Below are 25,782 nucleotides of genomic sequence, written 5' to 3'. Positions count from 1 at the left end.
ATGCATGCCGAGATAAGTTTCTGGATGCGACGCTAACGACACTCTTCAGCATGGTGCCTATAGAATCGGGCATCTTGAAATCGTAGTTGAGGAGGTCGCCGAAATGAACACAAAGCTCAACAGCGAAGCTCGTCGCAAAATAATTCTTGAAGGATACGGCAACAACGAGCCACTGAAAGAGATCGCGGCAAAGGTGGGATGCTCACTGGCCAGTTTGAAAGTCACCGCCAGTAAACTCGGTTGCACTCGAACTCCGAAAGAGGCGGCGGAATTTCGGCGCGGCTTTCATGTCCCCGAACACAAATGGCAGGATTACCGGCAACTTATGATTGCTGGGCAGTATAAAGCTCGTGAGTGCGCGCTGATCTTGGGGCTCATAACACAGAATTCATCAGGCGGCGAGTAACCCGTTTCCAATACACTATCGACGATATTGTCACTTGAGCAGTCCATCGCCTCAGCGGTTCATCAGCAAAAAGCCCGCTGCAAGCACGGGCGGCTGGCCCCGAAAGGTTCGCACAGATGCTGCGTCAACGTTCCAATAGCACCTGCATGTGCCCTCACGATCTGGCGATTTGCCAACGCGTGTTCGATCAGGTCTGCGCGGATGAGAATCTCGACCCTTTGGACCCGGACGCTGAAATCTTGGCGGAGATGGTCGTGGCCATTTTTCGAAATGCTCACACCAGCGAGCACGAACTGCTGGAGGCGGTCAGGTCTCATCGGCGAAAGATCACGGGAAACGGGCATTAGTGCATGCCGCCCAAAACGACGCACCAAAAGGACGCGGCGGTTTTGGTACAACGACATGGATAAAGCAACAACCCAAGGCGCGTCGCACGAATCCGTTCAGTCGTTCGCATGAGCATAAATCCATCGGAGCAATCGCCGTGACCGACACCGATCTTACCGACACCTATCTCGGCTACATCGTGTGCCTCAACAATCAGGACTGGCGAAATCTCCATCGGTTCGTTCATGACGAGGTGCACTACAATGGCGACCGGATCGGCCTGTCGGGCTATCGCGAGATGCTGGAGCGGGATTTCTCTGAAATCCCCGACCTCCATTTCGACATCCAACTGCTGATCTCCGATACGCCTTTCATGGCGAGCCGGCTTCAATTCAACTGCACGCCGAGCGGAAATTTCCTTGGCCTGCCCGTCAACGGCAGGAAAGTCTCCTTCAGCGAGAACGTCTTCTATGAATTTCTCGACGGCAGGATCCGGCATGTCTGGTCGATCATCGACAAGGCGGCCATCGAGGCTCAGCTTTGATAGTATGTCGCGGCGCGCGGCACCGCCGCTTTGCCAGGCGAAGGCATCGTGAAGCATGCGAGCTATCCATGCCCTTGCAGCCGGTAGTAACTTGCCTACCTTGTGTACGCAGGAGAAACATGCACATGGCGAACGTCGAGAAAGTGAGCGTTGCCCTCACCCCTGAGATGGCAGCCATGATGCGCAAAGTCGTCGCGGCGCGGGCGAATACGCCTCGGCGAGCGAAGTCATGCGTGAGGCGTTACGCGAGTGGAAGTTTCGTCGGACGCAGCGCGCGATCAGGCCGTCGACGAGTTGGGCCGGCTTTGGGACGAAGGCATGGCAAGCGGCAACGCTGTCGACGGCCGCGAAGCCTTCGCCCGGATTAAAAGCAAGCTCGATGCGAAGATATCCGCGCGCAAGTCGCGATGACGCTGCGCTACGGCCGGAAGCCGAAGCGAAAATCGAGGCCATCGTGGGGAAATTACCTGATCCTGTATCGCCAGATCTAAGACGGCGCGAGAGATCGTGCGTGTCGTTCATGGCGCACGGCAGTGGCAAGAATTGCTGTAGCCGCCGGTTTGTACGGTTTCGGCCCGGTGCTCCGGCAAGAAGGGCGGCGCCAGCTTCTAAAATGATCCGATACATCGTTCGTAAAATCGATCATTCTAACGAAAATATCGTTGGAAAGATCGGTTCGGGAATGGCATTCCTCCAGCGTACTCGACTGGAGCATTGCATTGTCTTTCCTTACCCACATCGCGAACGATATTCCGAAAGCCTGATGTCCGCCGAATTCGCCCAAAAGGCGAAACTCGCTCAATTCGGTATGGATCGGCATCGTGCCCGGCATCGTGCTGGGTCGCGATGATGTCAGGTGTCCGCCTTCTCGGCCCGCAATGTCTCCGGCTTCGCTTTGTTCAGCCCGATGATCCTCGCCGTCGTCGCCGGCATGATCTATTCCAATGTGCTCGGCACGCCCGCCCACGCCAGGGCCGGCAGTCGCCTTTTCGCAGCGCCGGCTGCTGCGCTTCGCCATCGTGCTGCTCGTGTTTCCAGTTGACGCTTGGCCAGGTGGTGTTCGATCGGCGCCGGCGGGCGTCGGCATCGTGGGCGCTGTACGCTTGGCTCCACCTTCCTCTTCACCATCACGCTCGGGCCGGCTCATCGGCGTCGACGCCAAGCTGGCGCAACTGATCGCCGCCGGCACCTCGATCTGCGGCGCCTCGGCCATCGTCGCCACCAAACATCGTCACCGACGCGCGCGATGAGGACGTCACCTACGCCGTCGCCCTCGATCACTTTGTTTGGCACCGTCGCCATGCTTGGTTTCCCGCTGCTGGCGCCATTGCTCGGCCTCGACCAGCACGCTTTCGGCCTGTGGGCCGGCGCCTCGATCCATGAGGTGGCGCAAGTCATCGGCGCCGGCTTCCAGAAACGGCACCCAGTCCGGCGAGATCGCCACCGTCGCCAAGCTGACCCGCGTCGCCATGCTGGCGCCGATGGTGATCGCGCTCGGCCTGATGGCGCGCCGCAAGAGCAGCAATCAGTCGGCGGCTCGGCCGCCCATGCCATGGTTTGTCGCCGCTTTCGTCGCGGTCGTGGCCTTTGAACAGCCTGGTCACTGTACCGCCCGAGGTGAAGTCGGCAATGGCGCTCGCCACCCACCATCATGCTGACCATGGGGCTGGCCGCCATGGGCTTGCAGGCCGACATTTCGCAAACTGCGCTCGCGCGGCCTGCGCCCGCTGGCGCTGGCCTTCTTGGCCTTCCTGTTCGTCGGCTGCTTTCAGCCTGATGCTGGTGAAGTTCGTCTGAGGCGCTCTGCAATTCAGGTTCCTCCAGAACCGGGTGGCAGCCTTCACCACGCGCCAATCCGACGGCATCGACGTCAGCCGGCATTCTGCCTCCGCGCTGTCAGGAGGATGGTTGACTTCGGAGCCTGCTGCCCAATTTGCTGTGGTACGACAGCATTTGGAGGATTTGCGATGAACATCGCCACACCAAAGGCCGCCGGACAAGCTGGCGGAAAAAAGCGCGCGGACACCGTTTCCCGGCGCGAGCGACGAGTATCGAAAAGCCCGTCAGGCACTGCTGAAGGACGAGATCGAATTCCGTCGACACATGACCGAGGTGACGGAACGGCGCCGACGCTTCGGACGGACCTGTCATCGAAACACAACTATCGCTTCAAGGACGCCAACGGCACGGACCTCGGGCTTCTCGAACTGTTCGGCGACAAGGACGCACTCGTGACCTATTTCTGGATGTTCGGACCGGAGCGCGCGCGCGTCCGTGCCCGATGTGCACGAAACTGGTTGGGTGCGGTGTGAACGGAAACGCTGCTGATATTAAGCAGCGCGTCGCCCTGAAAATCCTCGGACAGCAGCCCAGTCGAGCGACAGATCGCATTCGCGCAGGAGCGAGGTTGGCGCGATCTGGATTTCGTCCCAGACAGGTGGCGACACCTATGCCAACGATCTCGGGCTGATCAACACCGATGGCAGCGAAAATCCTGCCCTGGTCGTGTTCAAACGCGACGGCGAGCGCGTGCGCCTCTTTTGGGCGAGCGAGATGTCGGCGGAAATGGCTGAACCCCGGTCAGGACCCTCGCGACGCACCCGATATCGCATCGCTCTGGTCGATCCTCGACCTTACCCCGGGCGGGCGTGGACGGACTGTATCCCGAAACTCAGCTATTAGAACTGGGTGTTCCTAACGTCTTGTTGCCTAATCCTCGAGCGAACTCGCGGCGGCGTAGATCGCCGCCAGCGTCTCGATGCGGCTGGTCAGGCCTTTGTCGAAACGGCCGGCAAGGGCTGTCGAGATCGAGCACGCCGAAGACGCCGTCATCGTCCTCGAGCAGCACGACCAGCTCTCGAGCGCGAGGGTCTGCATCGCAGGCGATATGGCCGGGGACATCGTGCACGTCCTAGTGATCAGTACGAGTCGGGTGCCGAGTCGACGCGGTTACGCAGACGCCCTTGACGGACCCGGCGATGCGCACGCAGGCGGTTTGCCCTGACAGGGCCGAGCACCCTATCCTCGTCGGATGCAGAAATAGAAACCGGCCCAGTTGAGTCCGCAGATCCATCTGGAAGATTAGCCGCGGCGCGTGTGGCGGCGTGGCGATCGAATGTTCGCGCTCGCCGTCGAGGCAGCGCCTTCAGCTGCGTGGCGAGGTCGCGGTAGAACGCGGCCTGTCCGAAGTGTCGATGCGCCTTGTCCGCAACATCACACGTGTCTCCGTGCTCAGAATCGCGGTTCCGCTCTCGCAACTCCCTGCACCAAACCAACCACCGGACGCATACTAGAGCATTCCAGGAAAGTGTGAACCGGGTTTTCGCGTCCGCGAATGCGTCAAAACAAAGAGTGTAGAGCAGTCACCCGTTTCCGTACGATAAACGGGTGAGGACTGCTCTAGCGTCAATCCGACTCGCCGCGCAAGGTCGGAGAGAAGATGCCTGTGCGGCAGCGACGCACGTCCATCGAACCGTGCTGCCTGATACCAAGAAGGGTAAAATCCATTAGCCGCGGTTTGTACGCGCCAGCAAGCCTGGTGTGGACAGCCGCGAGCACTGCCTCATGTCGAGTTCTTCCAGTACAACGAGCTCGGTCATAGCGAGCCGCTCGCCCGCACCGCACGGGTTAAGCCCATCCCGCGGACTGGTCCGGCACCTCGCATGACGACGACGTCATAGCTGCCGCTGCCGTGAACATCAGCTGGTCACCGTGCCGCCAACGCTCAAAAGCGCCTTGACCGCAGCTTGCTGTCTCCGAAACCCTTGCATCAGTCCCAGTTGTGTGTGTTTCTTGCGAATGAGGCTGCATAGTTGGCCATTATGGTCCATCTTCATGGCATTAGTCCTCCAAATGTCAGTGTCTCGTGGCTGCCGACATTCGAGCGGCACCGAGTGATTTTTTCGGTAGCGATTGCAGCGAGCCCTTGGACGCCCAGGCAGCCCAAGGCCATGCCCGCAAATATAGCGCTGTAGTAATATAATGACAACCGGACCCGCCGAAATCCGACCGCACAGGAGCGTGCCTGGCGTTTGTTTGACACACGCTCGGCCGGAGCGATGGTCGCGCGGCTGACGCGCGATGTGGTGCATGGCGCTGGTGGTACGGTTGACCTCTCGCAGCGGCGGACGCGCAGGTTGCACATCGGACGCTGGGTTCGCTCTTTGATGCGTTGCGTATCGGAATCGGATTTCTCCTGTGCTTGTCAGCGGCAAGCCTGCGGATGCGGTCGAAGCGGCTTTCCTCGGTGATTCAGCGTAATCGACGTCTCTGGCTTCTGCACGAACGTGATCTATGGATCGTCTCCTGGGCTAGAGCCTGCGCGCCGGGGGATGAACCGCCCCGGCTGGTAGTCGTCCCCGATATCTTTTAGAAGAACCGGTTCCGTGGCAGATTCAGTCAGGCCGAGTCGAACCCTGGTGGATTCCGAAAAAGAACCGGAGCGAGCGTACTTTTCGTACGGAGCACCGAAGCACAGGAAACCGCCGTGCAGGCGGCATCACCTGAACTTTAGCTATGCCGCCCATGCCCCGCGCGCCGCTACACGACCGCAGGTGGCGGCATCCTTGGCGGGATATCGTGTGATACATGGCTTCAGCCGTGATCAAAAGGGCCAGCGATCGAGCCGGCGTCCTGCAGTGCGGTGCGCACCACTTTCGCCGGCGCGGTACGACGCTGCCCGCCTTGATCATGTCGACTATAGTAACCTCGGTTCTGGGCGTCGAGCCCTGATGTGTCCTTGCTGTCGTGAGCTTGCCGGAGACGACTCGAGCCTTCGACACTCGGAATTCTCGGCGATCTGGCGGATCGCGCGTTCAAGTCGCCCTGAGCACGATGGCAGCACTGCGCATGACGCGGTGACATCTGCGTTGGCGCCGGTACAGGTGCCGCAGCGCCAGCTATGCCTTTGCGGCGGCAGCTAGCCATCGGCGCCGCCGCACGGCCGGGCGATGCCTTCTTCGTGTACCGCCATTGCGGCACTGGTCGTCGCATTCAGCGCGTCGTCCGACTCGGTCCTTCTTTTCCTTGACTTCCGATCAGTGGCTATCTGCTAGGCCGACGCGAAGATCGACGGCAACGGCTCCGGAGATTGCTCTGTGCCACTGCCGCTCCTGCAGCTTTCCCTTGTCATAGTCGGAGGTGGTCTCGTCTCGCACTCTGGTCCCTTGATGCTGGGCGACGCGCGCCCTGCTTTAGGATGGTTCCTTGGTGCGGCTCGCCGTGGAGAGTCGATGCCCTCGTCCCCGCGCTGGTGACCCTTCTCGCTCAGCACGTCGCTCTTGCGATCCGCCGAGAGCATCTCGAGGTGACGTTTTCTCGAGCTTGATGCCGAGATCCTGGACGCTGCAGCTGCCTGATGTGAGTCACCGCGATATCTTCCAGCATCGCCTTGCGGCGATCGCCGACATGCCCGTCGCTTGACGGCCGCGCCCTTGAGGCCAGCCGCGCAGCTTGGTTGACGACCAGCGTCGTGGCGAGTCGCCTCGCCTCTTCGACGTCTTCCGAGACTGATCCGCAGCGGCTTGCCTTCGCTCTGCACCCCGCTTCTGAGGATCGGCAGCATCGCCTCTGACCAGATTGACCGAGCTTCTTCTCGTTTAGGAGATGATGCACGTAGGGCTCTTCGAGCTCTGACGCGCATCTGCTCGTGCTATGTGACGAAATAGAGTGTAGAGATAGCCGTATGCGTCGACTGCATCGCCCCTCGACCTGACGCTCAGAGTACGGTTGGTCGTGCGGTCTTGGCTTCCTCGGACTAGTGATGACGCCATCATTGCCGACCTTGGCGTCGCCTTGGCGACACATCGCGCGACGCTGGGCATCGCGCATTGGCAGCGATGTCAGTGCGACGTGCTCGCGATCTCGGCCGACGATTTGACCTTCTTGTAGCCGCGCCTCTGTATTCTCGCTACATCGCACGGCGGTTTATACTGCACCGCCTGGTCGATGCCGCGCCTGCTTCAATATCCATCTGGTTTCATGCCGGCGGCGACTCCATGCTTGTGCTGCCTCTGCGCGCAGATCGAGGCGGCTCAGCACCGGGCGATTGGTTGTGCCGTCGACCGGCGAGGTCGTGAAGTCTTCGAGTTGCCACTTCTCGGGCAGCATCCATGTAGCGACGCGTGCCCACGTCTCTCGACTTGTTCGTGCAAGCTCGATCTCCTGGCGACGGTCGACGCCATCCTTGGTGATGCTGCGCGCGCACTCCAATAGGACCTTGTCGATGATGAGACGTGCGGCCTTGGGGCCGAGCGTGACCTCGCACGTAGCATTGTTGTAGGATATCGACGCCTAATTTATGTTCGCAGCATGCGGTTTCGTCGCGCCATCAGTGAGAATTGATTTCCTTGGTCAGACATTTTTTTATCCAGTTCGAATTGGAGTGGATCACGTCGCCGCGCGTGGATTGCGCGTGGCGCTCAGTCAGTGGTGGGGCTGGGCCTTCTTGGCTTCAACGGCCTTCTCGATGACGCCCATTGATATCGCTTCCTTCATGATCAGCAGGTCCTCGCCGTCATCTTAACCTCGGTGCCCGACCATTTGCCGAACAGGATGGTCGCCGGCCTTGACACGTCGATTGCGATCAGCGCGCCGCTTTCGTCAGCGCGCACCCGGCCGACGGCAGATGACTTCGCCTCCCTGTGGCTTTTCCTGCCATTGTCTGGAAATGATATATGCCGCCCTGGATGGTATCCGCCTTCATCGCGACGAATGACAACTCGTCGTGGAGTGGCCGAAAATTTCATGGGAATTCTTCTGGGGCCACACAGGCGGCAACGCCCCTCATATATAGGCCGCGTGGCACTCGATAGATGGATGACCAAAAATTATTCGCGCCGGATTAAAATATTCAAAAGTATTAATTCGTGACCCCGTTTCGTGTATCGCCGATTGGTCCAAATAATCAAAAAATTGATTTTGCCGTTGCAGTCCTATTTATCGGACAAAGCTTCGTTTCACGATTTCAGGCACAGGAGACTTTCTTCGATGGCCGAAAGGCAATCATAAGATCATCGGAAAAAGATGAGCCCGCTTTGTCGACAGCAGAAAAAAACGGCGGAGCGCAACAAGGACCGCCGAGTACTATCCGAGGCTCGTGCCATGGAGATCAAGACGGCGAGGCTGTAGGGAGCTGCGCTGGCAAGGAAGAGGCCGACCGCGTCCCGAAGAGCTGAAGCCGACACCGAGAAGAAGCGGGTGGTCAAGAAGGCACACCGCGACCGAGTTGAAGACATGAGCCTGACATTCCCAACCGCAGCCGCGCTATGACGAAGCCGGCAAACGCCATTCGCTTCGTCGGCCATGACGGCATGTTTCAGATTTCCTTCTCCGTCGCCGCCGATCGCCATGACCAAGATGACACAGGCCGCAACCGCGGCCATGAAGCCGGCTACCTCGCCACATCGACACGCAGAGCAGCGCATACTCCGCGACGAGGGGTTGCGTCGAAGGCCTATCGACCGCACCCACAATTGAGCATGTATGTGCTCTGACGGCGCCGATTTGTTCGCTGATCAGCCTCAAGGCTGTTGAGGTTACAGGTCAGTCCATATTCGGAAATGTTTCCGAGAACGTACTTTTCGTACAGGTGAGCCCCGGAAGCACAGGTGGTCAGCCTCATTTGGCAGGCCGGCCTCATCCTGAATACTCACATCGAGACCGTATGCATGTCGTCTCAAAATGACCCGTTTGAGACGACGACTGCACGGAACGAAGATCAAGATCTCATCATTCGTCGAGCCATCGTGCGCTATCTCTTTTCAGCTTTTTCAATCACAATGGTCGTAGGCCGGTGGTGTCTGATCTCAGCCATTTCGTGCGTCGGCTTCCATCAACCTGAGTTCTCGTGGGTTCGTCGTTCGCTGTTGGCGATAGAAGCAGCATAGAGAACGACAGGCCTGACGCACAGGCTCACTTTCTCTCGGTTAAATCTTGTCGGTCCTCAGGTACCTCCGTATCTTCTGCCTCAGGCTGGCTCTCCCGGGAATCCTCCGGTTTGCGGTGCTGGCGCGGGCTCTTTGCGAGCAGTGGCGAAGGCGCTGCCCTCGACAGGTCAGGGCTTGCGCGCCTGCCCGCGCCGCAGCTTGACGTCGCGGACATTCTACTCTGCACGACCATGTCCTCGGCCTCCGCGGATCCATCCCGACCATCACCTTTTGCCGATCACGGCAGGCTGGCCGGTGAAGACATCGACGATGGTCCAACTCTGGGGAATGCACCATGCGCAGCGTGTAGCGATGGCCATGCCGGTCGATCGCTGCATCATGAACACCCGCGGCCAGGATCAGCACCCGTCCAGAGACGATGATCGACAGCTGCAGCACCATGCCGCCATGCACGGCCAGAAACTCCGCAGCCGCGACGCGACGACTGCCGTGACTTAGACCGGCGCCGTACAGTGGCGACAGGCGCCTTGACGCCAAGTTTTCCGAACACAGGCAGCAGCGACGGTTCACGCACGAAAATGACCTCGAATGTCCGGGAAGGAGCCGGAGCAGGAAGCTCGCTTGCCTTCATAGCACCCTTTCGCAACGCCTGCATGCCAAATACAGATACGGACTGCATTGTTGAAAGATTCGCAGGCCCCCCCGGCGCGCCGTACGACAAGCTGCAGCTTAGCCCTCAGGCCGCGCACTGCGGCCTTTCGCGGCGCCCTCCAGCTTGAATATCCGGAACGTGTTGCGCCCTGGCCGCCTTGGCGGCGTAGAGCGCAGTGTCGGCCCGCATGAACAGGTCGCATGGCGCGACCGCGTCGGCGAAGGCGATGCCGATCGAGGCGCCGAGCCGGAGCGACTGGCCGCAGGCCGCGACCGGCTTGCCCATCGCCTCGATGACTGTGGCGCGCCAGGCCGGAGACCGCGCCGCGGGTCGAGATGCGGGCCGAGCAGCACCGCGAACTCGTCGCCGCCGACGCGCGCCACCAGATCCGCCTCGCCGCATCCATCGGCAAGCCGTTTAGCCGCCTCCTTCAGGCATTCATCGCCGACAACATGGCCGAACGTATCGTTGACGGCCTTGAAGCCGTCGAGATCGATCAGCAGCAGCGCGCCAAGCGGGCGACTCTCGTCACATGCGCAAGCCGCGCCTGGAAGCGGCCGCGGTTGGCCAGGCCCGTCTGACGTCATATTCGGCAAGATAACGCATCCGGTCCGACAGGATCTTCTCCTCGGTGATGTCCTGCTTCATGCCGAGATGCGCACGGGAACGCCATCCTCGCACTCGACGGTCGCGGTGATGCGGATCCAGCGGCTACGGCCGCAAAGGTGGTGATCTCGGCATCGAGGGTGAAGCCGCTGGCGCTCGGCGATCGCGCGGCGCGCATCAGTGTCCAGCGCCTTGCGCGACTCCGCGGGTAGCACTTGATGATCTCCGAGCGATCGAGCTCCGAGCCGCGCGGCAGTCGAACAGGTCATAGACCACATCGGTCCAGGTAAGCTGCTCGCCGGGCAGGCTGCATTCCCACACCGCCGAGGCGCGCCGCGGCCGAATCGCGGTCGAAGATCTTGCGGCTATGAGCCAGCGAAAGCTCCTGCCTGGCGATCAGTGCGGCCTGCGCCGCGAGTTCCGCCTTGAGCCTGGCGATGGTGGCTGCCTCGCGGCGCTCGCCGAGCTGTCGTGCCCTGCCCGCCTGCCGGTCAGCGAGGGCCGCGCCGGGCCTTTCGGACTGTAGGGCATATCGACATATCGAGGCTCTGCTGTCTTGGCGGGAGACCACATGGCGCGCAAGCGATTAACACTTCGCTGACGGTTGCCCGGCTTGCCCGCGAATGCCGCGAAATCCCGTCCCATGAACGGCTGCATTTTTTCCCTTGAATAGCCTCGGATGTAGCCTAGCCTTGATTTGAGAAAAGGTTTTTCCAAACAGTTTTTTGACCGGGTTGGCCGCGAGGCCGACCATTTCTCCGGACTGTAAGAAAACCTTTTCCCACTAAGGTTCCTCGACGCGATGGCATCGGACGATCAGCCTCTCCAGGTCTTTGCCAAGCCGGTCCACCTTGCGTGACGTGGCCGCGCAGGCCGGCGTCAGCGTCGCCACCGCCTCGAAGGCGCTCAACGATCAGGGGCGCATGACCGCCGAGACGCGCGAGCGCATTCGCGAGACGGCCCGGCGTCTTGGCTCCGCCCAACAGCCTCGTCGCAGAGCCTGTCTCAGGCGGCGCAGCTTCACGCGTCGGTCCTGCTCACGCACGATACCTATGGCCGCTTCTGCGCTGCCGCTGAATGTCGGGCTTTCCGGACGCTGCTGGTCGACAATGCGTCTCGGTGTTCCTGTGCCATGTCGAGGAGGATCGCGCCGTGTGGCCTAGTTGCATGTCGATGCCATTGCTCGACAAGCGCGTCGCGACGGCATCATCGCCAGCCGGCACAGCGCTTTTATGTCGTAGCCGTCCATCTGCCGTCGACCTCGGCAAGCTGCGCGTCCCGGTAGAGCTATGTCCCTCCACCCAGCTCAGCAAACAAAACAAAGACGCCCATCGCTTTCGTCTCGACGATGCCGGCGGCGCGCGGACTGGCGTCGCAAAAGCTACTGTAAGCCGCTCAGGCCAGCAAGCGCATCGCGCATGTACCGGGCCAGCGAGCTCGCCGTGTGCATGCGCGGCGTCAGGCTTATCGCAGACGTGCTGAGCGAAAACGGCTTGCAGTCACTCGAGCGCTGCTCGGATCCTGGCGGAAGCCTGGGGCCCCACGAGGCAGGTGGGCGCAACTGTTCGACAGCAAGAACTGAAAGGCCGGACGGCGTCTTCTGCGGCACGACCAGATCGCGCGCGGCGTCATCGATGTGCCTGGCCAGCGAGCGCGCGGCCTCGGCGTCCCCGGCGATGTCGGCGTCATCGGTTTTCGACAATTGGGAGATCGTGGCCGGGCGACGCGCCCGCCGCTCTGACCTCGGTCAGACATGAACCTTGGTCCGCACACTCAGGTGTGTTTCTTGTCGATGGCGGGTGCATGAGGTGACCCCTTCCCATGTTCCCTTTCGCTGGTTCGGCGGCAGCCCGCCTGCTGCCCGGCATTCGAAACTGCCGTGCCGGCTTCATGTGATGCGGCCAGTCATGATCTTCTCCTTAATTTATCTCACACAGTCTCGTGTTGTTTGTCGCTCTTATGCGATACTCTTTTCTTCTCTAACAGATACAACAACCTGTCCTCGTAGGTTTCAGGACTGGAAAGAGGAGAATAGCATGAACCTGTGTTTTGGCCGCATGACTGCCGCACCACCAGCCGGCACGGCAGTTTTTCGAATGCCCGGCGCGGCGGGCTGGCCGCCGACCAGCGAAAGCAGGGTCAGCCCCGCCTCGCGCCCGAGTGCGACCAGGTTCATGTCGACCGAGGTCAGCGGCGGGCGCGTCGCCTCGGCCACGATCTCCCAATTGTCGAAACCGATGACGCCGACATCGCCGGGGACGCCGAGGCCGCGCTCGCGCAAGGCATCGATGACGCCGCGGCGCGATCTGGTCGTTGCCGCAGAAGACGCCGTCCGGCCTTTCAGTCTTGCTGTCGAACAGTTGCGCCACCGCCTCGTGGCCCCAGGCTTCCGACCAGGATCCGAGCAGCGGCTCGGTGACTGGCAAGCCGTTTTCGCTCAGCACGTCGCGATAGGCCTGCGCCCGCGCATGCACCACGGCGAAGCTCGCTGGCCCCGTTACATGCGCGATGCGCTTGCGGCCGAGCCGGCACAGATGCTCGACCGCCAGCCGCGCGCCGCCGGCATCGTCCGAGACGAAAGCGATGGCGTCGGGATCGGGCTGGGTGAAGGCATAGATCACCGGGACGCGCAGATTGCCGAGGTCGACCGGCAGATGGCGGTCGATGCGCTTGCCGGTGGCGATGATGCCGTCGACGCGCTTGTCGAGCATGGCATCGACATGCAACTGGCCAAGGCGCGGATCCTCCTCGACATTGCACAGGAACACCGAGACGCCATTGTCGACCAGCGCGTCCGAAATGCCCGACATCAGCGGCAGCGAGAAGCGGCCATAGGTATCGTTGGTGAGCAGGCCGACGGTGAAGCTGCGCCGCCTGAGCAGGCTCTGCGCCAGGCTGTTGGGCCGGAAGCCAAGACGCCGGGCCGTCTCGCGAATGCGCTCGCGCGTCTCGGCGGTCATGCGCCCCTGATCGTTGAGCGCCTTCGAGGCGGTGGCGACGCTGACGCCGGCCTGCGCGGCCACGTCACGCAAGGTGACCGGCTTGGCAAAGACCTGGAGAGGCTGATCGTCCGATGCCATCGCGTCGAGGAACCCTTAGCTGGGAAAAGGTTTTCTCTTACAGTCCGGAGAAATGGTCGGCCTCGCGGCCAACCCGGTCAAAACTGTTTGGAAAAACCTTTTCTCAAATCAAGGCTAGGCTACATCCGAGGCCTATTCAAGGGAAAAATTGCAGCCGTTCATGGGACGGGATTTTCGCGGCATTCGCGGGCAAGCCGGGCAACCGTCAGCGAAGTGTTAATCGCTTGCGCGCCATTGTGGTCTCCCGCCAAGACAGCAGAGCCTCGATATGTCCGATATGCCCTACAGTCCGAAAGGCCCGGCGCGGCCCTCGCTGCCCGGCAGGCGGGCAGGGCACGACAGCTCCGGCGAGCGCCGCGAGGCAGCCACCATCGCCAGGCTCAAGGCGGAACTCGCGGCGCAGGCCGCACTGATCGCCAGGCAGGAGCTTTCGCTGGCTCATAGCCGCAAGATCTTCGACCGCGCTTCGGCCGCGGCGCGCCTCGGCGTGTGGGAATGCAGCCTGCCCGGCGAGCAGCTTACCTGGACCGATGTGGTCTATGACCTGTTCGACCTGCCGCGCGGCTCGGTGCTCGATCGCTCGGAGATCATCAAGTGCTACCCGGCGGAGTCGCGCAAGGCGCTGGACACGATGCGCGGCCGCGCGATCGCCGAGCGCAGCGGCTTCACCCTCGATGCCGAGATCACCACCTTTGCCGGCCGTAGCCGCTGGATCCGCATCACCGCGACCGTCGAGTGCGAGGATGGCGTTCCCGTGCGCATCTTCGGCATGAAGCAGGACATCACCGAGGAGAAGATCCTGTCGGACCGGATGCGTTATCTTGCCGAATATGACGTCATGACGGGCCTGGCCAACCGCGGCCGCTTCCAGGCGCGGCTTGCGCATGTGGACGAGAGTCGCCCGCTTGGCGCGCTGCTGCTGATCGATCTCGACGGCTTCAAGGCCGTCAACGATACGTTCGGCCATGTTGTCGGCGATGAATGCCTGAAGGAGGCGGCTAAACGGCTTGCCGATGGATGCGGCGAGGCGGATCTGGTGGCGCGCGTCGGCGGCGACGAGTTCGCGGTGCTGCTCGGCCCGCATCTCGACCGCGGCGCGGTCTCCGGCCTGGCGCGCCACATCATCGAGGCGATGGGCAAGCCGGTCGCGGCCTGCGGCCAGTCGCTCCGGCTCGGCGCCTCGATCGGCATCGCCTTCGCCGACGCGGTCGCGCCATGCGACCTGTTCATGCGGGCCGACACTGCGCTCTACGCCGCCAAGGCGGCAGGGCGCAACACGTTCCGGATATTCAAGCTGGAGGGCGCCGCGAAAGGCCGCAGTGCCGCGGCCTGAGGGCTAAGCTGCAGCTTGTCGTACGGCGCCGCCGGGGGGGCCTGCGAATCTTTCAACAATGCAGTCCGTATCTGTATTTGGCATGCAGGCGTTTGCGAAAGGGTGCTATGAAGGCAAGCGAGCTTCCTTGCTCCGGCTCCTTCCCGACATTCGAGGTCATTTTCGTGCGTGAACCGTCGCTGCTGCCTGTGTTCGGAAAACTTGGCGTCAAGGCGCCTGTCGCCACTGTTACGGCGCCGGTCTCGTCGGCAGGTGTCGCGTCGCGGCTGCGGGAGTTTCTGGCCGTGCATGGCGGCATGGTGCTGAAGCTGTCGATCATCGCCTGGACGGTGCTGATCCTGGCCGCGGTGTTTTTCATGATGCAGGGCTGACCGGCATGGCCAATCGCTACACGCTGCGCATGGTGCTTCCCCAGAGTTGGACCATCGTCGATGTCTTCACCGGCCAGCCTGCCGTGATCCGGCAAAAGGTGATGGTCGGGATGGATCCGCGTGAGGCCGAGGACATGGTCGTGCAGATGAATGTCCGCGACGTCAAGCGCCGGGAGCGGGCGGAGCGCAAGCCCTGACCCTGTCCGAGGGCAGCGCCTTGCCACTGGCAAAAGAGCCCGCCGCACCGCAAACCGGAGGATTCCCGTGAGAGCCAGCCTGAAGCAGAAGATACTGGAGGTCTGAGACCGCAAGATTTCCGAGAAAGGGCCTGGCGTCGGCCTGTCGTTCTATGCGTTCTTCGCCAACAGGAACGACGACCCCGAACTCTTGATGGAAGCCGCCGAATGGTGGATCAGAACCCACCGCCTCGACCATTTTGAAAAAGCTGAAAAGATACGCACGATGGTCGAGAAGATGGATCTTTGATCTTCGTTTCCGTGCATGTCGTCGTCTCAAAACCGGGGTCATTTTTGAGCGACATGCATTAAGGTCTGTTGATATTCAGGTGAGGCCGGCCTGCAAATGGCTGACACCTGTGCTTCCGGTGCTCACCTACGAAAAGTACGTTCTCGGAAACATTTCCGACTTGGCCTGACCTGAACCTCAACAGACCTTAGGCTGATCAGCCGAAATCGGCGGCCGTCAGCACATACATGCTCTTGTGGGTGCGGTCGTAGGCCTTCGACGCCACGTCGCGGATGGCGCTGCTCTGCGTGTCGAATGTGGCGAGGTAGCCGGCTTCATTGGCCGCGGTTGCCGGCTGCATCCTGGTCATGGCATCGGCGGCGACGGAGAAGGAAATCTGAAACATGCCGTCATGGCCGACGAAGCGAATGCGTTTGCCGGCTTCGTCATAGCTGCGGCTGCGGTTTGGGAATGTCAGGCTCATGTCTTCACCTCGGTCGCGGTGGCCTTCTTGACCACCCGCTTCTTCTTCGGTGTCGGATTCAGCTCTTCGGCGACGCGGTCGGCCTCTTCCTTGGCCAGCCGCAGCTCCCTCAGCCTCGCCGTCTTGATCTCCCTGGCCCGAGCCTCGGACATATACTCGGCGGTTGCCTTGTTGCGCTCCGCCGTTTTCTTCTGCTTGTCGACAAAGCGGGCTTCAGCTTTTTCCATGATCGTCTGATTGCCTTCGGCCATCGAAGAAATCTCCCTTGTGCCTGAAATCGTGAAAACGAACTTGTCCGATAAATAGGCACTCAATCGGCAAAATTCAATTTTTTGAATTATTTGACCAATCGGCGATACCACGAAACCGGGTCCCGAAATAATACTTTTGAATATTTAATTCCGGCCGCGAATAATTTTTGGCACTCCTATCTATCGAGTGCCAACGCGCCTATATAGGAGGGGCGTGGCCGCCTGTGTCGGCCCCAGAAAGAAGTTCCCATGAAATTTCGGCCACTCCACGACCGCGTTGTCATTCGTCGCGCTGAAGGCGATACCAAATCCAAGGGCGGCATAATCATTCCCGACAATGCCAAGGAAAAGCCACAGGAAGGCGAAGTCATCGCCGTCGGCCCGGGTGCGCGCGACGAAAGCGGCGCGCTGATCGCACTCGACGTCAAGGCCGGCGACTTCATCCTGTTCGGCAAATGGTCGGGCACCGAGGTCAAGATCGACGGCGAGGACCTGCTGATCATGAAGGAAGCCGATATCATGGGCGTCATCGAGAAGGCCGTTGAAGCCAAGAAGGCCGCCTGACTGGAGCGCCACGCGCTCCGCGCGGCGACTGATCCACTCCAAATTCGAACTGGATAAAAAAATGTCTGCCAAGGAAATCAAATTCTCCACTGATGCGCGCGACCGCATGCTGCGCGGCGTCGATATCCTCAACAATGCTGTGAAGGTCACGCTCGGCCCCAAGGGCCGCAACGTCATCATCGACAAGGCCTATGGTGCGCCGCGCATCACCAAGGATGGCGTCACCGTCGCCAAGGAGATCGAGCTTGCCGACAAGTTCGAGAACATGGGCGCGCAGATGGTGCGCGAAGTGGCCTCGAAGACCAACGACCTCGCCGGCGACGGCACAACCACCGCCACGGTGCTGGCCGCCTCGATCCTGCGCGAAGGCGCCAAGCTGGTCGCCGCCGGCATGAACCCGATGGATTTGAAGCGCGGCATCGACCAGGCGGTCACCGCCGTGGTTGGGGAAATCAAGGCGCGGGCCAAGAAGGTCAAATCGTCGGCCGAGATCGCGCAGGTCGGTACCATCGCTGCCAATGGCGATGCCAGCGTCGGCGAGATGATCGCCAAGGCGATGGACAAGGTCGGCAATGATGGCGTCATCACTGTCGAGGAAGCCAAGACCGCCGACACCGAACTCGACGTCGTCGAGGGCATGCAGTTCGACCGCGGCTATCTCTCCCCCTATTTCGTCACCAATGCCGACAAGATGCGCGTCGAGCTCGAAGAGCCCTACGTGCTCATCCACGAGAAGAAGCTCGGCAATCTGCAGGCGATGCTGCCGATCCTCGAAGCGGTGGTGCAGAGCGGCAAGCCGCTGCTGATCATCTCGGAAGACGTCGAAGGCGAGGCGCTCGCCACGCTGGTCGTCAACAAGCTGCGCGGCGGCCTCAAGGTCGCGGCCGTCAAGGCGCCGGGCTTCGGCGATCGCCGCAAGGCGATGCTGGAAGATATCGCGGTGCTCACATCAGGCCAGATGATCTCCGAGGATCTCGGCATCAAGCTCGAAAACGTCACCCTCGAGATGCTCGGCCGCGCCAAGCGCGTGCTGATCGAGAAGGACACCACCACGATCATCGACGGCGCCGGCACCAAGGCAACCATCCAGGCGCGCGTCGCCCAGATCAAGGGCCAGATCGAGGAGACCACCTCCGACTATGACAAGGAAAAGCTGCAGGAGCGGCTGGCCAAGCTCTCCGGAGGCGTTGCCGTCATTCGCGTCGGCGGTGCCACTGAGTCGGAAGTCAAGGAAAAGAAGGACCGAGTCGACGACGCGCTGAATGCGACGCGTGCGGCGGTCGAAGAAGGCATCGTGCCCGGCGGCGGCGTGGCTCTGCTGCGCGCAAGGTCGGCGCTTGCCGGCCTGACCGGCGCCAACGAAGATGTCACCGCTGGCATCTCCATCGTGCTCAGGGCGCTTGAAGCGCCGATCCGCCAGATCGCCGAGAATTCCGGTGTCGAAGGCTCGATCGTCGTCGGCAAGCTCACCGACAGCAAGGACCACAATCAGGGCTTCGACGCCCAGAACGAGGTCTATGTCGACATGATCAAGGCGGGCATCGTCGACCCGGCGAAAGTGGTGCGCACCGCACTGCAGGACGCCGGCTCGATCGCGGCCCTTTTGATCACGGCTGAAGCCATGATCACCGATATCCCGGCCAAGGATGCCGCACCTGCGGGCGGTGGCGGCGGTGGCATGGGCGGCTACTAAAGATTCAGGTGATGCCGGCCTGCAACGGCGGTTTCCTGTGCTTCCGGTGCTCACGTACGAAAAGTACGCTCCGCTCCGGTTCTCGGAATCCACCGTTTTCGACTCGGCCTGACCTGAATCTGCCACGCCGGTTCTTCTAAAAGAATCGGGACGACTACCGCCGGGGGCGGTCTCCCCCGGCGCGCAGGCCTCTAGCCCAGGAGACGGATCCATGATCACGTTCGTGCAGAAGCCAGAGACGGTCGTTACGACCGAAATCACCGAGGAAAGCCGCTTCGACCGCATCCGCAGGATTGCCGCTGACAAGCACAAGAAATCCGATTCCGATACGGCAACGCCATCAAAGAGCGAACCCAAGCGTCCGATGTGAACCTGCGGCGCCGCCGCTGCCGTCCACACAGCGCCAGCACCACATCGCGCGTCAGCCGCGCGAACCCATCGCTCCGGCCGAGCGTGGTCCAGCCAGGCACGTCCTGTCGTCGGTATCGGCGTGTCCGGTATTGTCATTATATTAGCTACAGCGCATATTTTGCGGGCAGTGGCCCTTGGCTGCCTGGGCGTCCAAGGGCGCCTGCAATCGCTACCGAAAAAAATCACTCGGTGCCGCTCGAATTGTCGGGCAGCCACGAGACAATGACATTTGGAGGAATAGCCATGAAAGTGACCATAATGGCAAACTATGCGCCTCATGCCGCCAAGGGACTGATGCAAGGTTCGGACAGGCAAGCTGCGGTCAAGGCGCTTTTTGAAAGCGTTGGCGGCACGGTGACCAGCTTGATGTTCACGCGCGGCATCTATGACGTCGTCGTCAATGGCGAGGTGCCGGACCAGTCCGCGGGGATGGGCTTAACCCTTGCGGTGCGGGCGAGCGGCTCGCTGACCGAGCTCGTTGTACTGGAAGAACTCGACATGAAGGCAGTGCTCGCGGCTGCCAACAAGGCTGCTGGCGCGTACAAACCCGCCGGCTAATGGATTTTACCCTTCTTGATCAAGGCAGCACGGTTCGATGGACGTGCCGTGCTGCCGCACAGGGCATCTTCTTCCGACCTTCGCGGCGATCGGAATTGACGCTAGAGCAGTTCACCCGTTTCACGGAAACGGGTGAACTGCTCTAACTCTTTGTTTTGACGCAATTCCGGACGGAAAACCGTTTCACACTTTTCCTGGAATTGCTCTAGTATCGTCCGGTGGTGGTTTGGTGCAGGGAGTTTGCGGAAGCGGAACCGCGATTCTGAGCACGGAGACAAGTGATGTTTGCGGCCAAGGCCATCGACACTTCGGACAAGGCCGCGTTCTACCGCGACCTCGCCACGCAGCTGAAGGCGCTGCTCGACGGCGAGCGCGATTCGATCGCCAACGCCGCCAACACCGCCGCGCTAATCTTCCAGATGGTGCCGGACCTCAACTGGGCCGGTTTCTATTTCCTGCAATCCGACGAGGAAATGGTGCTCGGCCCCTTCCAGGGCAAACCGGCCTGCGTGCGCATCGCAGTCGGCAAGGGCGTCTGCGGAACCGCGGTCGAACTCGGCACCTCGATGCTGATCAAGGACGTGCACGATTTCCCCGGCCATATCGCCTGCGATGCAGACTCGCGCTCGGAGCTGGTCGTGCTGCTCGAGGACGATGACGGCGTCTTCGGCGTGCTCGATCTCGACAGCCCTTTGCCCGGCCGTTTCGACAAGGCCGACCAGGCCGGCATCGAGACGCTGGCGGCGATCTACGCCGCCGCGAGTTCGCTCGAGGATTAGGCAACAAGACGTTAGGAACACCAAGTTCTAATAGCTGAGTTTCGGATACCAGTCCGTTCCACGCCCGCCCGGGGTAAGGTCGAGGATCGACCAGAGCGATGCGATATCGGGTGCGTCGCGAGGGTCCTGACCGGGGTCAGCCATTTCCGCCGACATCTCGCTCGCCCAAAAGAGGCGCACGCGCTCGCCGTCGCGTTTGAACACGACCAGGGCAGGATTTTCGCTGCCATCGGTGTTGATCAGCCCGAGATCGTTGGCATAGGTGTCGCCCACTGTCTGGACGAAATCCAGATCGCGCCAACCTCGCTCCTGCGCGAATGCGATCTGTCGCTCGACTGGGCTGCGTCCGAGGATTTTCAGGGCGACGCGCTGCTTAATATCAGCAGCGTTTCCGTTCACCGCACCCAACCAGTTCGTGCACATCGGGCACGGACGCGCGCGCTCCGGTCCGAACATCCAGAAATAGGTCACGAGTGCGTCCTTGTCGCCGAACAGTTCGAGAAGCCCGAGGTCCGTGCCGTTGGCGTCCTTGAAGCGATAGTTTGTTTCGATGACAGGTCCGTCCGGAAGGCGTCGGCGCCGTTCCGTCACCTCGGTCATGTGTCGACGGAATTCGATCTCGTCCTTCAGCAGTGCCTGACGGGCTTTTCGATACTCGTCGCTCGCGCCGGGAAACGGTGTCCGCGCTTTTTCCGCCAGCTTGTCGGCGGCCTTTGGTGTGGCGATGTTCATCGCAAATCCTCCAAATGCTGTCGTACCACAGCAAATTTGGGCAGCAGGCTCCGAAGTCAACCATCCTCCTGACAGCGCGGAGCAGAATGCCGGCTGACGTCGATGCCGTCGGATTGGCGCGTGGTGAAGGCTGCCACCCGGTTCTGGAGGAACCTGAATTGCAGAGCGCCTCAGACGAACTTCACCAGCATCAGGCTGAAGCAGCCGACGAACAGGAAGGCCAAGAAGGCCAGCGCCAGCGGGCGCAGGCCGCGCGAGCGCAGTTGCGAAATGTCGGCCTGCAAGCCCATGGCGGCCAGCCCCATGGTCAGCATGATGGTGGTGGCGAGCGCCATTGCCGACTTCACCTCGGGCGGTACAGTGACCAGGCTGTTCAAAGCCACGACCGCGACGAAAGCGGCGACAAACCATGGCATGGGCGGCCGAGCCGCCGACTGATTGCTGCTCTTGCGGCGCGCCATCAGGCCGAGCGCGATCACCATCGGCGCCAGCATGGCGACGCGGGTCAGCTTGGCGACGGTGGCGATCTCGCCGGACTGGGTGCCGTTCTGGAAGCCGGCGCCGATGACTTGCGCCACCTCATGGATCGAGGCGCCGGCCCACAGGCCGAAAGCGTGCTGGTCGAGGCCGAGCAATGGCGCCAGCAGCGGGAAACCAAGCATGGCGACGGTGCCAAACAAAGTGATCGAGGCGACGGCGTAGGTGACGTCCTCATCGCGCGCGTCGGTGACGATGTTGGTGGCGACGATGGCCGAGGCGCCGCAGATCGAGGTGCCGGCGGCGATCAGTTGCGCCAGCTTGGCGTCGACGCCGATGAGCCGGCCGAGCGTGATGGTGAAGAGGAAGGTGGAGCCAAGCGTCAGCGCCACGATGCCGACGCCGCCGGCGCCGATCGACACCACCTGGCCAAGCGTCAACTGGAAACCGAGCAGCACGATGGCGAAGCGCAGCAGCCGGCGCTGCGAAAAGGCGATGCCGGCCCTGGCGTGGGCGGGCGTGCCGAGCACATTGGAATAGATCATGCCGGCGACGACGGCGAGGATCATCGGGCTGAACAAAGCGAAGCCGGAGACATTGCGGGCCGAGAAGGCGACACCTGACATCATCGCGACCAGCACGATGCCGGGCACGATGCCGATCCATACCGAATTGAGCGAGTTTCGCCTTTGGGCGAATTCGGCGGACATCAGGCTTTTCGGAATATCGTTCGCGATGTGGGTAAGGAAAGACAATGCAATGCTCCAGTCGAGTACGCTGGAGGAATGCCATTCCCGAACCGATCTTTCCAACGAATTATTTTCGTTAGAATGATCGATTTTTACGAACGATGTATCGGATCATTTTAGAAGCTGGCGCCGCCCTTCTTGCCGGAGCACCGGGCCGAAACCGTACAAACCGGCGGCTACAGCAATTCTTGCCACTGCCGTGCGCCATGAACGACACGCACGATCTCCGCGCCGTCTTAGATCTGGCGATACAGGATCAGGTAATTTCCCACGATGGCCTCGATTTTCGCTTCGGCTTCCGGCCGTAAGCGCAGCGTCATCGCGACTTGCGCGCGGATATCTTCGCATCGAGCTTGCTTTTAATCCGGGCGAAGGCTTCGCGGCCGTCGACAGCGTTGCCGCTTGCCATGCCTTCGTCCCAAAGCCGGCCCAACTCGTCGACGGCCTGATCGCGCTGCGTCCGACGAAACTTCCACTCGCGTAACGCCTCACGCATGACTTCGCTCGCCGAGGCGTATTCGCCCGCCGCGACGACTTTGCGCATCATGGCTGCCATCTCAGGGGTGAGGGCAACGCTCACTTTCTCGACGTTCGCCATGTGCATGTTCTCCTGCGTACACAAGGTAGGCAAGTTTACTACCGGCTGCAAGGGCATGGATAGCTCGCATGCTTCACGATGCCTTCGCCTGGCAAAGCGGCGGTGCCGCGCGCCGCGACATACTATCAAAGCTGAGCCTCGATGGCCGCCTTGTCGATGATCGACCAGACATGCCGGATCCTGCCGTCGAGAAATTCATAGAAGACGTTCTCGCTGAAGGAGACTTTCCTGCCGTTGACGGGCAGGCCAAGGAAATTTCCGCTCGGCGTGCAGTTGAATTGAAGCCGGCTCGCCATGAAAGGCGTATCGGAGATCAGCAGTTGGATGTCGAAATGGAGGTCGGGGATTTCAGAGAAATCCCGCTCCAGCATCTCGCGATAGCCCGACAGGCCGATCCGGTCGCCATTGTAGTGCACCTCGTCATGAACGAACCGATGGAGATTTCGCCAGTCCTGATTGTTGAGGCACACGATGTAGCCGAGATAGGTGTCGGTAAGATCGGTGTCGGTCACGGCGATTGCTCCGATGGATTTATGCTCATGCGAACGACTGAACGGATTCGTGCGACGCGCCTTGGGTTGTTGCTTTATCCATGTCGTTGTACCAAAACCGCCGCGTCCTTTTGGTGCGTCGTTTTGGGCGGCATGCACTAATGCCCGTTTCCCGTGATCTTTCGCCGATGAGACCTGACCGCCTCCAGCAGTTCGTGCTCGCTGGTGTGAGCATTTCGAAAAATGGCCACGACCATCTCCGCCAAGATTTCAGCGTCCGGGTCCAAAGGGTCGAGATTCTCATCCGCGCAGACCTGATCGAACACGCGTTGGCAAATCGCCAGATCGTGAGGGCACATGCAGGTGCTATTGGAACGTTGACGCAGCATCTGTGCGAACCTTTCGGGGCCAGCCGCCCGTGCTTGCAGCGGGCTTTTTGCTGATGAACCGCTGAGGCGATGGACTGCTCAAGTGACAATATCGTCGATAGTGTATTGGAAACGGGTTACTCGCCGCCTGATGAATTCTGTGTTATGAGCCCCAAGATCAGCGCGCACTCACGAGCTTTATACTGCCCAGCAATCATAAGTTGCCGGTAATCCTGCCATTTGTGTTCGGGGACATGAAAGCCGCGCCGAAATTCCGCCGCCTCTTTCGGAGTTCGAGTGCAACCGAGTTTACTGGCGGTGACTTTCAAACTGGCCAGTGAGCATCCCACCTTTGCCGCGATCTCTTTCAGTGGCTCGTTGTTGCCGTATCCTTCAAGAATTATTTTGCGACGAGCTTCGCTGTTGAGCTTTGTGTTCATTTCGGCGACCTCCTCAACTACGATTTCAAGATGCCCGATTCTATAGGCACCATGCTGAAGAGTGTCGTTAGCGTCGCATCCAGAAACTTATCTCGGCATGCATTTCTTACTGTAATCCAGCGTGATCGCCGTTTTAGTCGGCTTGAGTTCCGCCGGTCTTGCCAGATGCCCGGGTTACACCACATGATTGCGAGGGGCATGGGCATACCGGAATCGGATATGGCACCACGCGATGGACGCTAAAAGGCAAGGCAAGGCCCCTGCGAGGCAGTCGCTGGACCATGATCGACGTCGTTGGCCGCGCGACGCTCAACCTCACAATGAGGTTGCTCCGTTGCTCGCGCCGGCGCTCGAACCTCTGCCCTTTTCAACGCGCGACCTGGCGCCGCGGGATCAATTCGCCGCTTGGCAAGCGCATATGGCGCCTCTTGTCGAGGTCAGGTTGCCGGATGACAAATCGCTGGACGACGGCTTTCCCGCCGACCACACGACCTGGAACCTCGGCGGCATGCTGATCGTTCAACAGCACGCACCGGCACATAGTTACATCCGTTCCGCCGCGAAGCTTCGGTCCAGCGCGATCGATCACTGGTATTTCGTCTTGCCACATACCGGCCAGTCGTGGACGGAGGTCGATCGCCGCATTGCGGAAGGCCAGCCGGGCAAATTGGAGATCAGATCGCTTGGCTACCCGTTTCGCGGGAGGACGACGGACTCCGAAAGTCTCTTTCTCTATCTGCCGCGTGATTTGTTCTCTGATGCGGCGGCAAACCTCGACGCAAGGAACAATTCAATTCTGTCCGGCAACTTTGCCAACCTTCTGGTCGACTACATCAACAGCATCGAAGCAAGCCTGCGCAGTCTCACGGCTGATGATCTGCCCCGCATCGTACACGCAACACGCAGCATGATCATTGCCTGCCTCGCGCCTCCGGCGGAACATGCAGCGGCCGCCGAACAATTGGCGAGTGTCGCGCTGATGGAGCGAGCGCGTCGATACGTCCAAAACAATCTGGATGCGGCTCATCTGACGCCGGATTCAATGTGCCGGGCGCTCGGCGTCTCGCGCTCCCGTCTCTATCAGTTGTTCGAACCGAGCGGTGGTGTTCTCCATTACATACAAAGTCGTCGCCTTCTGGCAGCCCATATTGCGCTTAGCGATCCGGCGGACAGGCGGCGCATCGTTGAAATCGCTGAAGCCTTCGGGTTCAGTTCGGCGGCTAATTTCAGCCGCGCATTCAGCAAGGAATTCGGTTACAGCCCCCGCGAAGGCCGCAGTACCGTGGTTTTGCCGCGCCCCGCCCACTCTGTTTCGCTTGCTGGACACGAGAAGGCCTCTTCCTTTGAAGGTTGGCTCAAAGCGCTCGGAAACTGAATGCGGGATCGGCGATGCTGAACGGCCGGGCTCAAGAGAGGCTTGACGGGGGCGGGGAAGGCTACACTGCCTCATGGATCACAATATCTTCGTATCGCGTCCACCGGGCCATCAATCACATAGCTGATTCCCGTCAATTCAC

32 protein-coding genes and 4 pseudogenes are annotated in these 25,782 nt (G+C 60.9%); 21 read left to right on the top strand and 15 right to left on the bottom strand.

Going from position 1 to position 25,782, the window contains the following annotated elements:
• The first annotated feature begins 103 nt into the window (after positions 1–103).
• From ACFSQT_RS16180 to ACFSQT_RS16150, 7 genes and pseudogenes are all read left to right on the top strand, one after another.
• On the top strand, positions 104–406 hold the full coding sequence (locus ACFSQT_RS16180) for a hypothetical protein (RefSeq protein WP_379020190.1): 303 nt from the start codon (positions 104–106) through the stop codon (positions 404–406).
• A gap of 484 nt (positions 407–890) precedes the next feature.
• Positions 891–1,277, top strand: coding sequence for an ester cyclase (locus tag ACFSQT_RS16175; RefSeq protein WP_379020192.1), 387 nt, complete (start codon positions 891–893; stop codon positions 1,275–1,277).
• Between the two features lie 249 nt (positions 1,278–1,526).
• A complete protein-coding gene (locus ACFSQT_RS16170) occupies positions 1,527–1,688 on the top strand; it encodes a hypothetical protein (protein ID WP_379020238.1) in 162 nt (53 codons plus the stop codon).
• A 533-nt stretch (positions 1,689–2,221) separates the two neighbouring features.
• Positions 2,222–2,527 (top strand): putative sulfate exporter family transporter, encoded by a 306-nt coding sequence (locus ACFSQT_RS16165; protein WP_379020236.1) that lies wholly within the window; start codon positions 2,222–2,224, stop codon positions 2,525–2,527.
• A pseudogene (locus ACFSQT_RS16160) lies at positions 2,524–2,625 on the top strand (hypothetical protein); the annotation flags it as partial. The gene ACFSQT_RS16165 and the pseudogene ACFSQT_RS16160, both read left to right, overlap by 4 nt.
• A 31-nt stretch (positions 2,626–2,656) precedes the next feature.
• Positions 2,657–2,935 (top strand): putative sulfate exporter family transporter, encoded by a 279-nt coding sequence (locus tag ACFSQT_RS16155; RefSeq protein ID WP_379020234.1) that lies wholly within the window; start codon positions 2,657–2,659, stop codon positions 2,933–2,935.
• A gap of 309 nt (positions 2,936–3,244) precedes the next feature.
• Positions 3,245–3,589, top strand: coding sequence for a hypothetical protein (locus ACFSQT_RS16150; RefSeq protein ID WP_379020232.1), 345 nt, complete (start codon positions 3,245–3,247; stop codon positions 3,587–3,589).
• Between the two features lie 397 nt (positions 3,590–3,986).
• Here ACFSQT_RS16150 and ACFSQT_RS16145 read toward each other — a convergent pair whose 3' ends face one another.
• The 3 genes and pseudogenes from ACFSQT_RS16145 to ACFSQT_RS16135 form a co-directional block, all read right to left on the bottom strand.
• Positions 3,987–4,178, bottom strand: coding sequence for a hypothetical protein (locus tag ACFSQT_RS16145; protein ID WP_379020230.1), 192 nt, complete (start codon positions 4,176–4,178; stop codon positions 3,987–3,989).
• A 797-nt stretch (positions 4,179–4,975) separates the two neighbouring features.
• Positions 4,976–5,113: a hypothetical protein gene (locus tag ACFSQT_RS16140; RefSeq protein WP_379020228.1), complete on the bottom strand. Its 138-nt coding sequence runs from the start codon at positions 5,111–5,113 to the stop codon at positions 4,976–4,978.
• A gap of 2,587 nt (positions 5,114–7,700) precedes the next feature.
• A pseudogene (locus ACFSQT_RS16135) lies at positions 7,701–8,023 on the bottom strand (co-chaperone GroES).
• Between the two features lie 861 nt (positions 8,024–8,884).
• On the opposite strand from ACFSQT_RS16135, the gene ACFSQT_RS16130 reads away from it, so the two are divergent.
• The gene (locus tag ACFSQT_RS16130) at positions 8,885–9,163 is read left to right on the top strand and encodes a hypothetical protein (protein WP_379020226.1); all 279 of its coding nucleotides are present in this window, start codon (positions 8,885–8,887) and stop codon (positions 9,161–9,163) included.
• A 294-nt stretch (positions 9,164–9,457) separates the two neighbouring features.
• Positions 9,458–9,661: a hypothetical protein gene (locus ACFSQT_RS16125; protein WP_379020224.1), complete on the top strand. Its 204-nt coding sequence runs from the start codon at positions 9,458–9,460 to the stop codon at positions 9,659–9,661.
• Between the two features lie 238 nt (positions 9,662–9,899).
• On the opposite strand, the gene ACFSQT_RS16120 is transcribed toward ACFSQT_RS16125, so the two are convergent.
• From ACFSQT_RS16120 to ACFSQT_RS16110, 3 genes and pseudogenes are all read right to left on the bottom strand, one after another.
• A complete protein-coding gene (locus tag ACFSQT_RS16120; protein ID WP_379020472.1) occupies positions 9,900–10,100 on the bottom strand; it encodes a hypothetical protein in 201 nt (66 codons plus the stop codon).
• 119 nt (positions 10,101–10,219) lie between these two features.
• A pseudogene (locus tag ACFSQT_RS16115) lies at positions 10,220–10,402 on the bottom strand (diguanylate cyclase); the annotation flags it as partial.
• Between the two features lie 57 nt (positions 10,403–10,459).
• Entirely contained in the window at positions 10,460–10,636 is a 177-nt protein-coding gene (locus ACFSQT_RS16110) for a hypothetical protein (protein WP_379020222.1), read from the bottom strand.
• Between the two features lie 152 nt (positions 10,637–10,788).
• On the opposite strand from ACFSQT_RS16110, the gene ACFSQT_RS16105 reads away from it, so the two are divergent.
• The gene (locus tag ACFSQT_RS16105) at positions 10,789–10,947 is read left to right on the top strand and encodes a hypothetical protein (RefSeq protein ID WP_379020220.1); all 159 of its coding nucleotides are present in this window, start codon (positions 10,789–10,791) and stop codon (positions 10,945–10,947) included.
• A gap of 334 nt (positions 10,948–11,281) precedes the next feature.
• Positions 11,282–11,584, top strand: a complete 303-nt coding sequence (locus ACFSQT_RS16100; RefSeq protein ID WP_379020466.1) for a LacI family DNA-binding transcriptional regulator — start codon at positions 11,282–11,284, stop codon at positions 11,582–11,584.
• A 218-nt stretch (positions 11,585–11,802) separates the two neighbouring features.
• Here ACFSQT_RS16100 and ACFSQT_RS16095 read toward each other — a convergent pair whose 3' ends face one another.
• Both ACFSQT_RS16095 and ACFSQT_RS16085 read right to left on the bottom strand, forming a co-directional pair.
• Entirely contained in the window at positions 11,803–12,123 is a 321-nt protein-coding gene (locus tag ACFSQT_RS16095; RefSeq protein WP_379020218.1) for a hypothetical protein, read from the bottom strand.
• 347 nt (positions 12,124–12,470) lie between these two features.
• Positions 12,471–13,501: pseudogene (locus ACFSQT_RS16085) on the bottom strand (LacI family DNA-binding transcriptional regulator); the annotation flags it as partial.
• Between the two features lie 268 nt (positions 13,502–13,769).
• On the opposite strand from ACFSQT_RS16085, the gene ACFSQT_RS16080 reads away from it, so the two are divergent.
• The 4 genes from ACFSQT_RS16080 to ACFSQT_RS16065 all read left to right on the top strand — a co-directional run bounded on the left by ACFSQT_RS16080 (position 13,770) and on the right by ACFSQT_RS16065 (position 15,691).
• Complete coding sequence (locus ACFSQT_RS16080) at positions 13,770–14,834, top strand: diguanylate cyclase domain-containing protein (protein WP_379020216.1); 1,065 nt, start codon at positions 13,770–13,772, stop codon at positions 14,832–14,834.
• Between the two features lie 107 nt (positions 14,835–14,941).
• Positions 14,942–15,205 carry a hypothetical protein gene (locus ACFSQT_RS16075; protein ID WP_379020214.1) on the top strand — a complete coding sequence of 88 codons (264 nt, stop codon included), beginning with the start codon at positions 14,942–14,944 and terminating at the stop codon, positions 15,203–15,205.
• A gap of 5 nt (positions 15,206–15,210) precedes the next feature.
• Positions 15,211–15,402 (top strand): hypothetical protein, encoded by a 192-nt coding sequence (locus ACFSQT_RS16070; protein ID WP_379020212.1) that lies wholly within the window; start codon positions 15,211–15,213, stop codon positions 15,400–15,402.
• A gap of 115 nt (positions 15,403–15,517) precedes the next feature.
• The gene (locus tag ACFSQT_RS16065) at positions 15,518–15,691 is read left to right on the top strand and encodes a DUF6500 family protein (RefSeq protein WP_379020462.1); all 174 of its coding nucleotides are present in this window, start codon (positions 15,518–15,520) and stop codon (positions 15,689–15,691) included.
• Positions 15,692–15,887: 196 nt separating this feature from the next.
• On the opposite strand, the gene ACFSQT_RS16060 is transcribed toward ACFSQT_RS16065, so the two are convergent.
• Both ACFSQT_RS16060 and ACFSQT_RS16055 read right to left on the bottom strand, forming a co-directional pair.
• Positions 15,888–16,154, bottom strand: coding sequence for a DUF1488 family protein (locus ACFSQT_RS16060; protein ID WP_379020210.1), 267 nt, complete (start codon positions 16,152–16,154; stop codon positions 15,888–15,890).
• Positions 16,151–16,405 carry a hypothetical protein gene (locus tag ACFSQT_RS16055; RefSeq protein ID WP_379020460.1) on the bottom strand — a complete coding sequence of 85 codons (255 nt, stop codon included), beginning with the start codon at positions 16,403–16,405 and terminating at the stop codon, positions 16,151–16,153. The genes ACFSQT_RS16060 and ACFSQT_RS16055 overlap by 4 nt, the downstream gene beginning before the upstream one ends.
• A gap of 249 nt (positions 16,406–16,654) precedes the next feature.
• Between ACFSQT_RS16055 and ACFSQT_RS16050 the strand changes: the two genes are divergently transcribed.
• The 5 genes from ACFSQT_RS16050 (at position 16,655) to ACFSQT_RS16030 (ending at position 20,410) form a co-directional block, all read left to right on the top strand.
• The gene (locus tag ACFSQT_RS16050) at positions 16,655–16,969 is read left to right on the top strand and encodes a co-chaperone GroES (protein WP_379020208.1); all 315 of its coding nucleotides are present in this window, start codon (positions 16,655–16,657) and stop codon (positions 16,967–16,969) included.
• A 61-nt stretch (positions 16,970–17,030) separates the two neighbouring features.
• Positions 17,031–18,662 (top strand): chaperonin GroEL, encoded by a 1,632-nt coding sequence (gene groL, locus ACFSQT_RS16045; protein WP_379020206.1) that lies wholly within the window; start codon positions 17,031–17,033, stop codon positions 18,660–18,662.
• A 211-nt stretch (positions 18,663–18,873) separates the two neighbouring features.
• Entirely contained in the window at positions 18,874–19,032 is a 159-nt protein-coding gene (locus tag ACFSQT_RS16040; RefSeq protein ID WP_379020204.1) for a hypothetical protein, read from the top strand.
• 284 nt (positions 19,033–19,316) lie between these two features.
• A complete protein-coding gene (locus ACFSQT_RS16035; RefSeq protein WP_379020202.1) occupies positions 19,317–19,631 on the top strand; it encodes a GYD domain-containing protein in 315 nt (104 codons plus the stop codon).
• 281 nt (positions 19,632–19,912) lie between these two features.
• Positions 19,913–20,410: a GAF domain-containing protein gene (locus ACFSQT_RS16030; protein WP_379020200.1), complete on the top strand. Its 498-nt coding sequence runs from the start codon at positions 19,913–19,915 to the stop codon at positions 20,408–20,410.
• A gap of 27 nt (positions 20,411–20,437) precedes the next feature.
• Here ACFSQT_RS16030 and ACFSQT_RS16025 read toward each other — a convergent pair whose 3' ends face one another.
• The 5 genes from ACFSQT_RS16025 to ACFSQT_RS16005 form a co-directional block, all read right to left on the bottom strand.
• Positions 20,438–21,142 carry a DUF899 family protein gene (locus tag ACFSQT_RS16025; RefSeq protein ID WP_379020198.1) on the bottom strand — a complete coding sequence of 235 codons (705 nt, stop codon included), beginning with the start codon at positions 21,140–21,142 and terminating at the stop codon, positions 20,438–20,440.
• A gap of 170 nt (positions 21,143–21,312) precedes the next feature.
• Positions 21,313–22,329, bottom strand: a complete 1,017-nt coding sequence (locus ACFSQT_RS16020; protein ID WP_379020196.1) for a YeiH family protein — start codon at positions 22,327–22,329, stop codon at positions 21,313–21,315.
• 355 nt (positions 22,330–22,684) lie between these two features.
• On the bottom strand, positions 22,685–22,966 hold the full coding sequence (locus tag ACFSQT_RS16015) for a type II toxin-antitoxin system ParD family antitoxin (protein ID WP_379020194.1): 282 nt from the start codon (positions 22,964–22,966) through the stop codon (positions 22,685–22,687).
• Positions 22,967–23,091: 125 nt separating this feature from the next.
• A complete protein-coding gene (locus ACFSQT_RS16010) occupies positions 23,092–23,478 on the bottom strand; it encodes an ester cyclase (protein WP_379020192.1) in 387 nt (128 codons plus the stop codon).
• A gap of 484 nt (positions 23,479–23,962) precedes the next feature.
• Positions 23,963–24,265: a hypothetical protein gene (locus ACFSQT_RS16005; RefSeq protein ID WP_379020190.1), complete on the bottom strand. Its 303-nt coding sequence runs from the start codon at positions 24,263–24,265 to the stop codon at positions 23,963–23,965.
• Positions 24,266–24,497: 232 nt separating this feature from the next.
• On the opposite strand from ACFSQT_RS16005, the gene ACFSQT_RS16000 reads away from it, so the two are divergent.
• Positions 24,498–25,640, top strand: coding sequence for a helix-turn-helix domain-containing protein (locus ACFSQT_RS16000; protein WP_379020188.1), 1,143 nt, complete (start codon positions 24,498–24,500; stop codon positions 25,638–25,640).
• The last annotated feature ends 142 nt before the right edge of the window (positions 25,641–25,782 follow it).

The organism is Mesorhizobium calcicola (assembly GCF_042682105.1).
Classification (GTDB): domain Bacteria; phylum Pseudomonadota; class Alphaproteobacteria; order Rhizobiales; family Rhizobiaceae; genus Mesorhizobium; species Mesorhizobium calcicola.
This window is presented reverse-complemented; position numbering and strand designations above follow the sequence as displayed.

Excerpts from the sequence above, each read along its gene's own strand:
- ACFSQT_RS16030 (WP_379020200.1), top strand. The coding sequence starts at position 19,913 with ATGTTTGCGGCCAAGGCCATCGACACTTCGGACAAGGCCGCGTTCTAC.
- ACFSQT_RS16025 (WP_379020198.1), bottom strand. The coding sequence starts at position 21,142 with ATGAACATCGCCACACCAAAGGCCGCCGACAAGCTGGCGGAAAAAGCG.
- ACFSQT_RS16035 (WP_379020202.1), top strand. The coding sequence starts at position 19,317 with ATGAAAGTGACCATAATGGCAAACTATGCGCCTCATGCCGCCAAGGGA.
- ACFSQT_RS16015 (WP_379020194.1), bottom strand. The coding sequence starts at position 22,966 with ATGGCGAACGTCGAGAAAGTGAGCGTTGCCCTCACCCCTGAGATGGCA.
- ACFSQT_RS16005 (WP_379020190.1), bottom strand. The coding sequence starts at position 24,265 with ATGAACACAAAGCTCAACAGCGAAGCTCGTCGCAAAATAATTCTTGAA.
- ACFSQT_RS16075 (WP_379020214.1), top strand. The coding sequence starts at position 14,942 with ATGAAGGCAAGCGAGCTTCCTTGCTCCGGCTCCTTCCCGACATTCGAG.
- ACFSQT_RS16145 (WP_379020230.1), bottom strand. The coding sequence starts at position 4,178 with ATGTCCCCGGCCATATCGCCTGCGATGCAGACCCTCGCGCTCGAGAGC.
- ACFSQT_RS16140 (WP_379020228.1), bottom strand. The coding sequence starts at position 5,113 with ATGAAGATGGACCATAATGGCCAACTATGCAGCCTCATTCGCAAGAAA.
- ACFSQT_RS16000 (WP_379020188.1), top strand. The coding sequence starts at position 24,498 with ATGGACGCTAAAAGGCAAGGCAAGGCCCCTGCGAGGCAGTCGCTGGAC.
- groL (WP_379020206.1), top strand. The coding sequence starts at position 17,031 with ATGTCTGCCAAGGAAATCAAATTCTCCACTGATGCGCGCGACCGCATG.
- ACFSQT_RS16150 (WP_379020232.1), top strand. The coding sequence starts at position 3,245 with ATGAACATCGCCACACCAAAGGCCGCCGGACAAGCTGGCGGAAAAAAG.
- ACFSQT_RS16155 (WP_379020234.1), top strand. The coding sequence starts at position 2,657 with ATGAGGTGGCGCAAGTCATCGGCGCCGGCTTCCAGAAACGGCACCCAG.
- ACFSQT_RS16105 (WP_379020220.1), top strand. The coding sequence starts at position 10,789 with ATGAGCCAGCGAAAGCTCCTGCCTGGCGATCAGTGCGGCCTGCGCCGC.
- ACFSQT_RS16055 (WP_379020460.1), bottom strand. The coding sequence starts at position 16,405 with ATGGCCGAAGGCAATCAGACGATCATGGAAAAAGCTGAAGCCCGCTTT.
- ACFSQT_RS16060 (WP_379020210.1), bottom strand. The coding sequence starts at position 16,154 with ATGAGCCTGACATTCCCAAACCGCAGCCGCAGCTATGACGAAGCCGGC.
- ACFSQT_RS16020 (WP_379020196.1), bottom strand. The coding sequence starts at position 22,329 with ATGTCCGCCGAATTCGCCCAAAGGCGAAACTCGCTCAATTCGGTATGG.
- ACFSQT_RS16120 (WP_379020472.1), bottom strand. The coding sequence starts at position 10,100 with ATGGGCAAGCCGGTCGCGGCCTGCGGCCAGTCGCTCCGGCTCGGCGCC.
- ACFSQT_RS16050 (WP_379020208.1), top strand. The coding sequence starts at position 16,655 with ATGAAATTTCGGCCACTCCACGACCGCGTTGTCATTCGTCGCGCTGAA.
- ACFSQT_RS16070 (WP_379020212.1), top strand. The coding sequence starts at position 15,211 with ATGGCCAATCGCTACACGCTGCGCATGGTGCTTCCCCAGAGTTGGACC.
- ACFSQT_RS16165 (WP_379020236.1), top strand. The coding sequence starts at position 2,222 with ATGTGCTCGGCACGCCCGCCCACGCCAGGGCCGGCAGTCGCCTTTTCG.
- ACFSQT_RS16040 (WP_379020204.1), top strand. The coding sequence starts at position 18,874 with ATGATCACGTTCGTGCAGAAGCCAGAGACGGTCGTTACGACCGAAATC.
- ACFSQT_RS16080 (WP_379020216.1), top strand. The coding sequence starts at position 13,770 with ATGTCCGATATGCCCTACAGTCCGAAAGGCCCGGCGCGGCCCTCGCTG.
- ACFSQT_RS16180 (WP_379020190.1), top strand. The coding sequence starts at position 104 with ATGAACACAAAGCTCAACAGCGAAGCTCGTCGCAAAATAATTCTTGAA.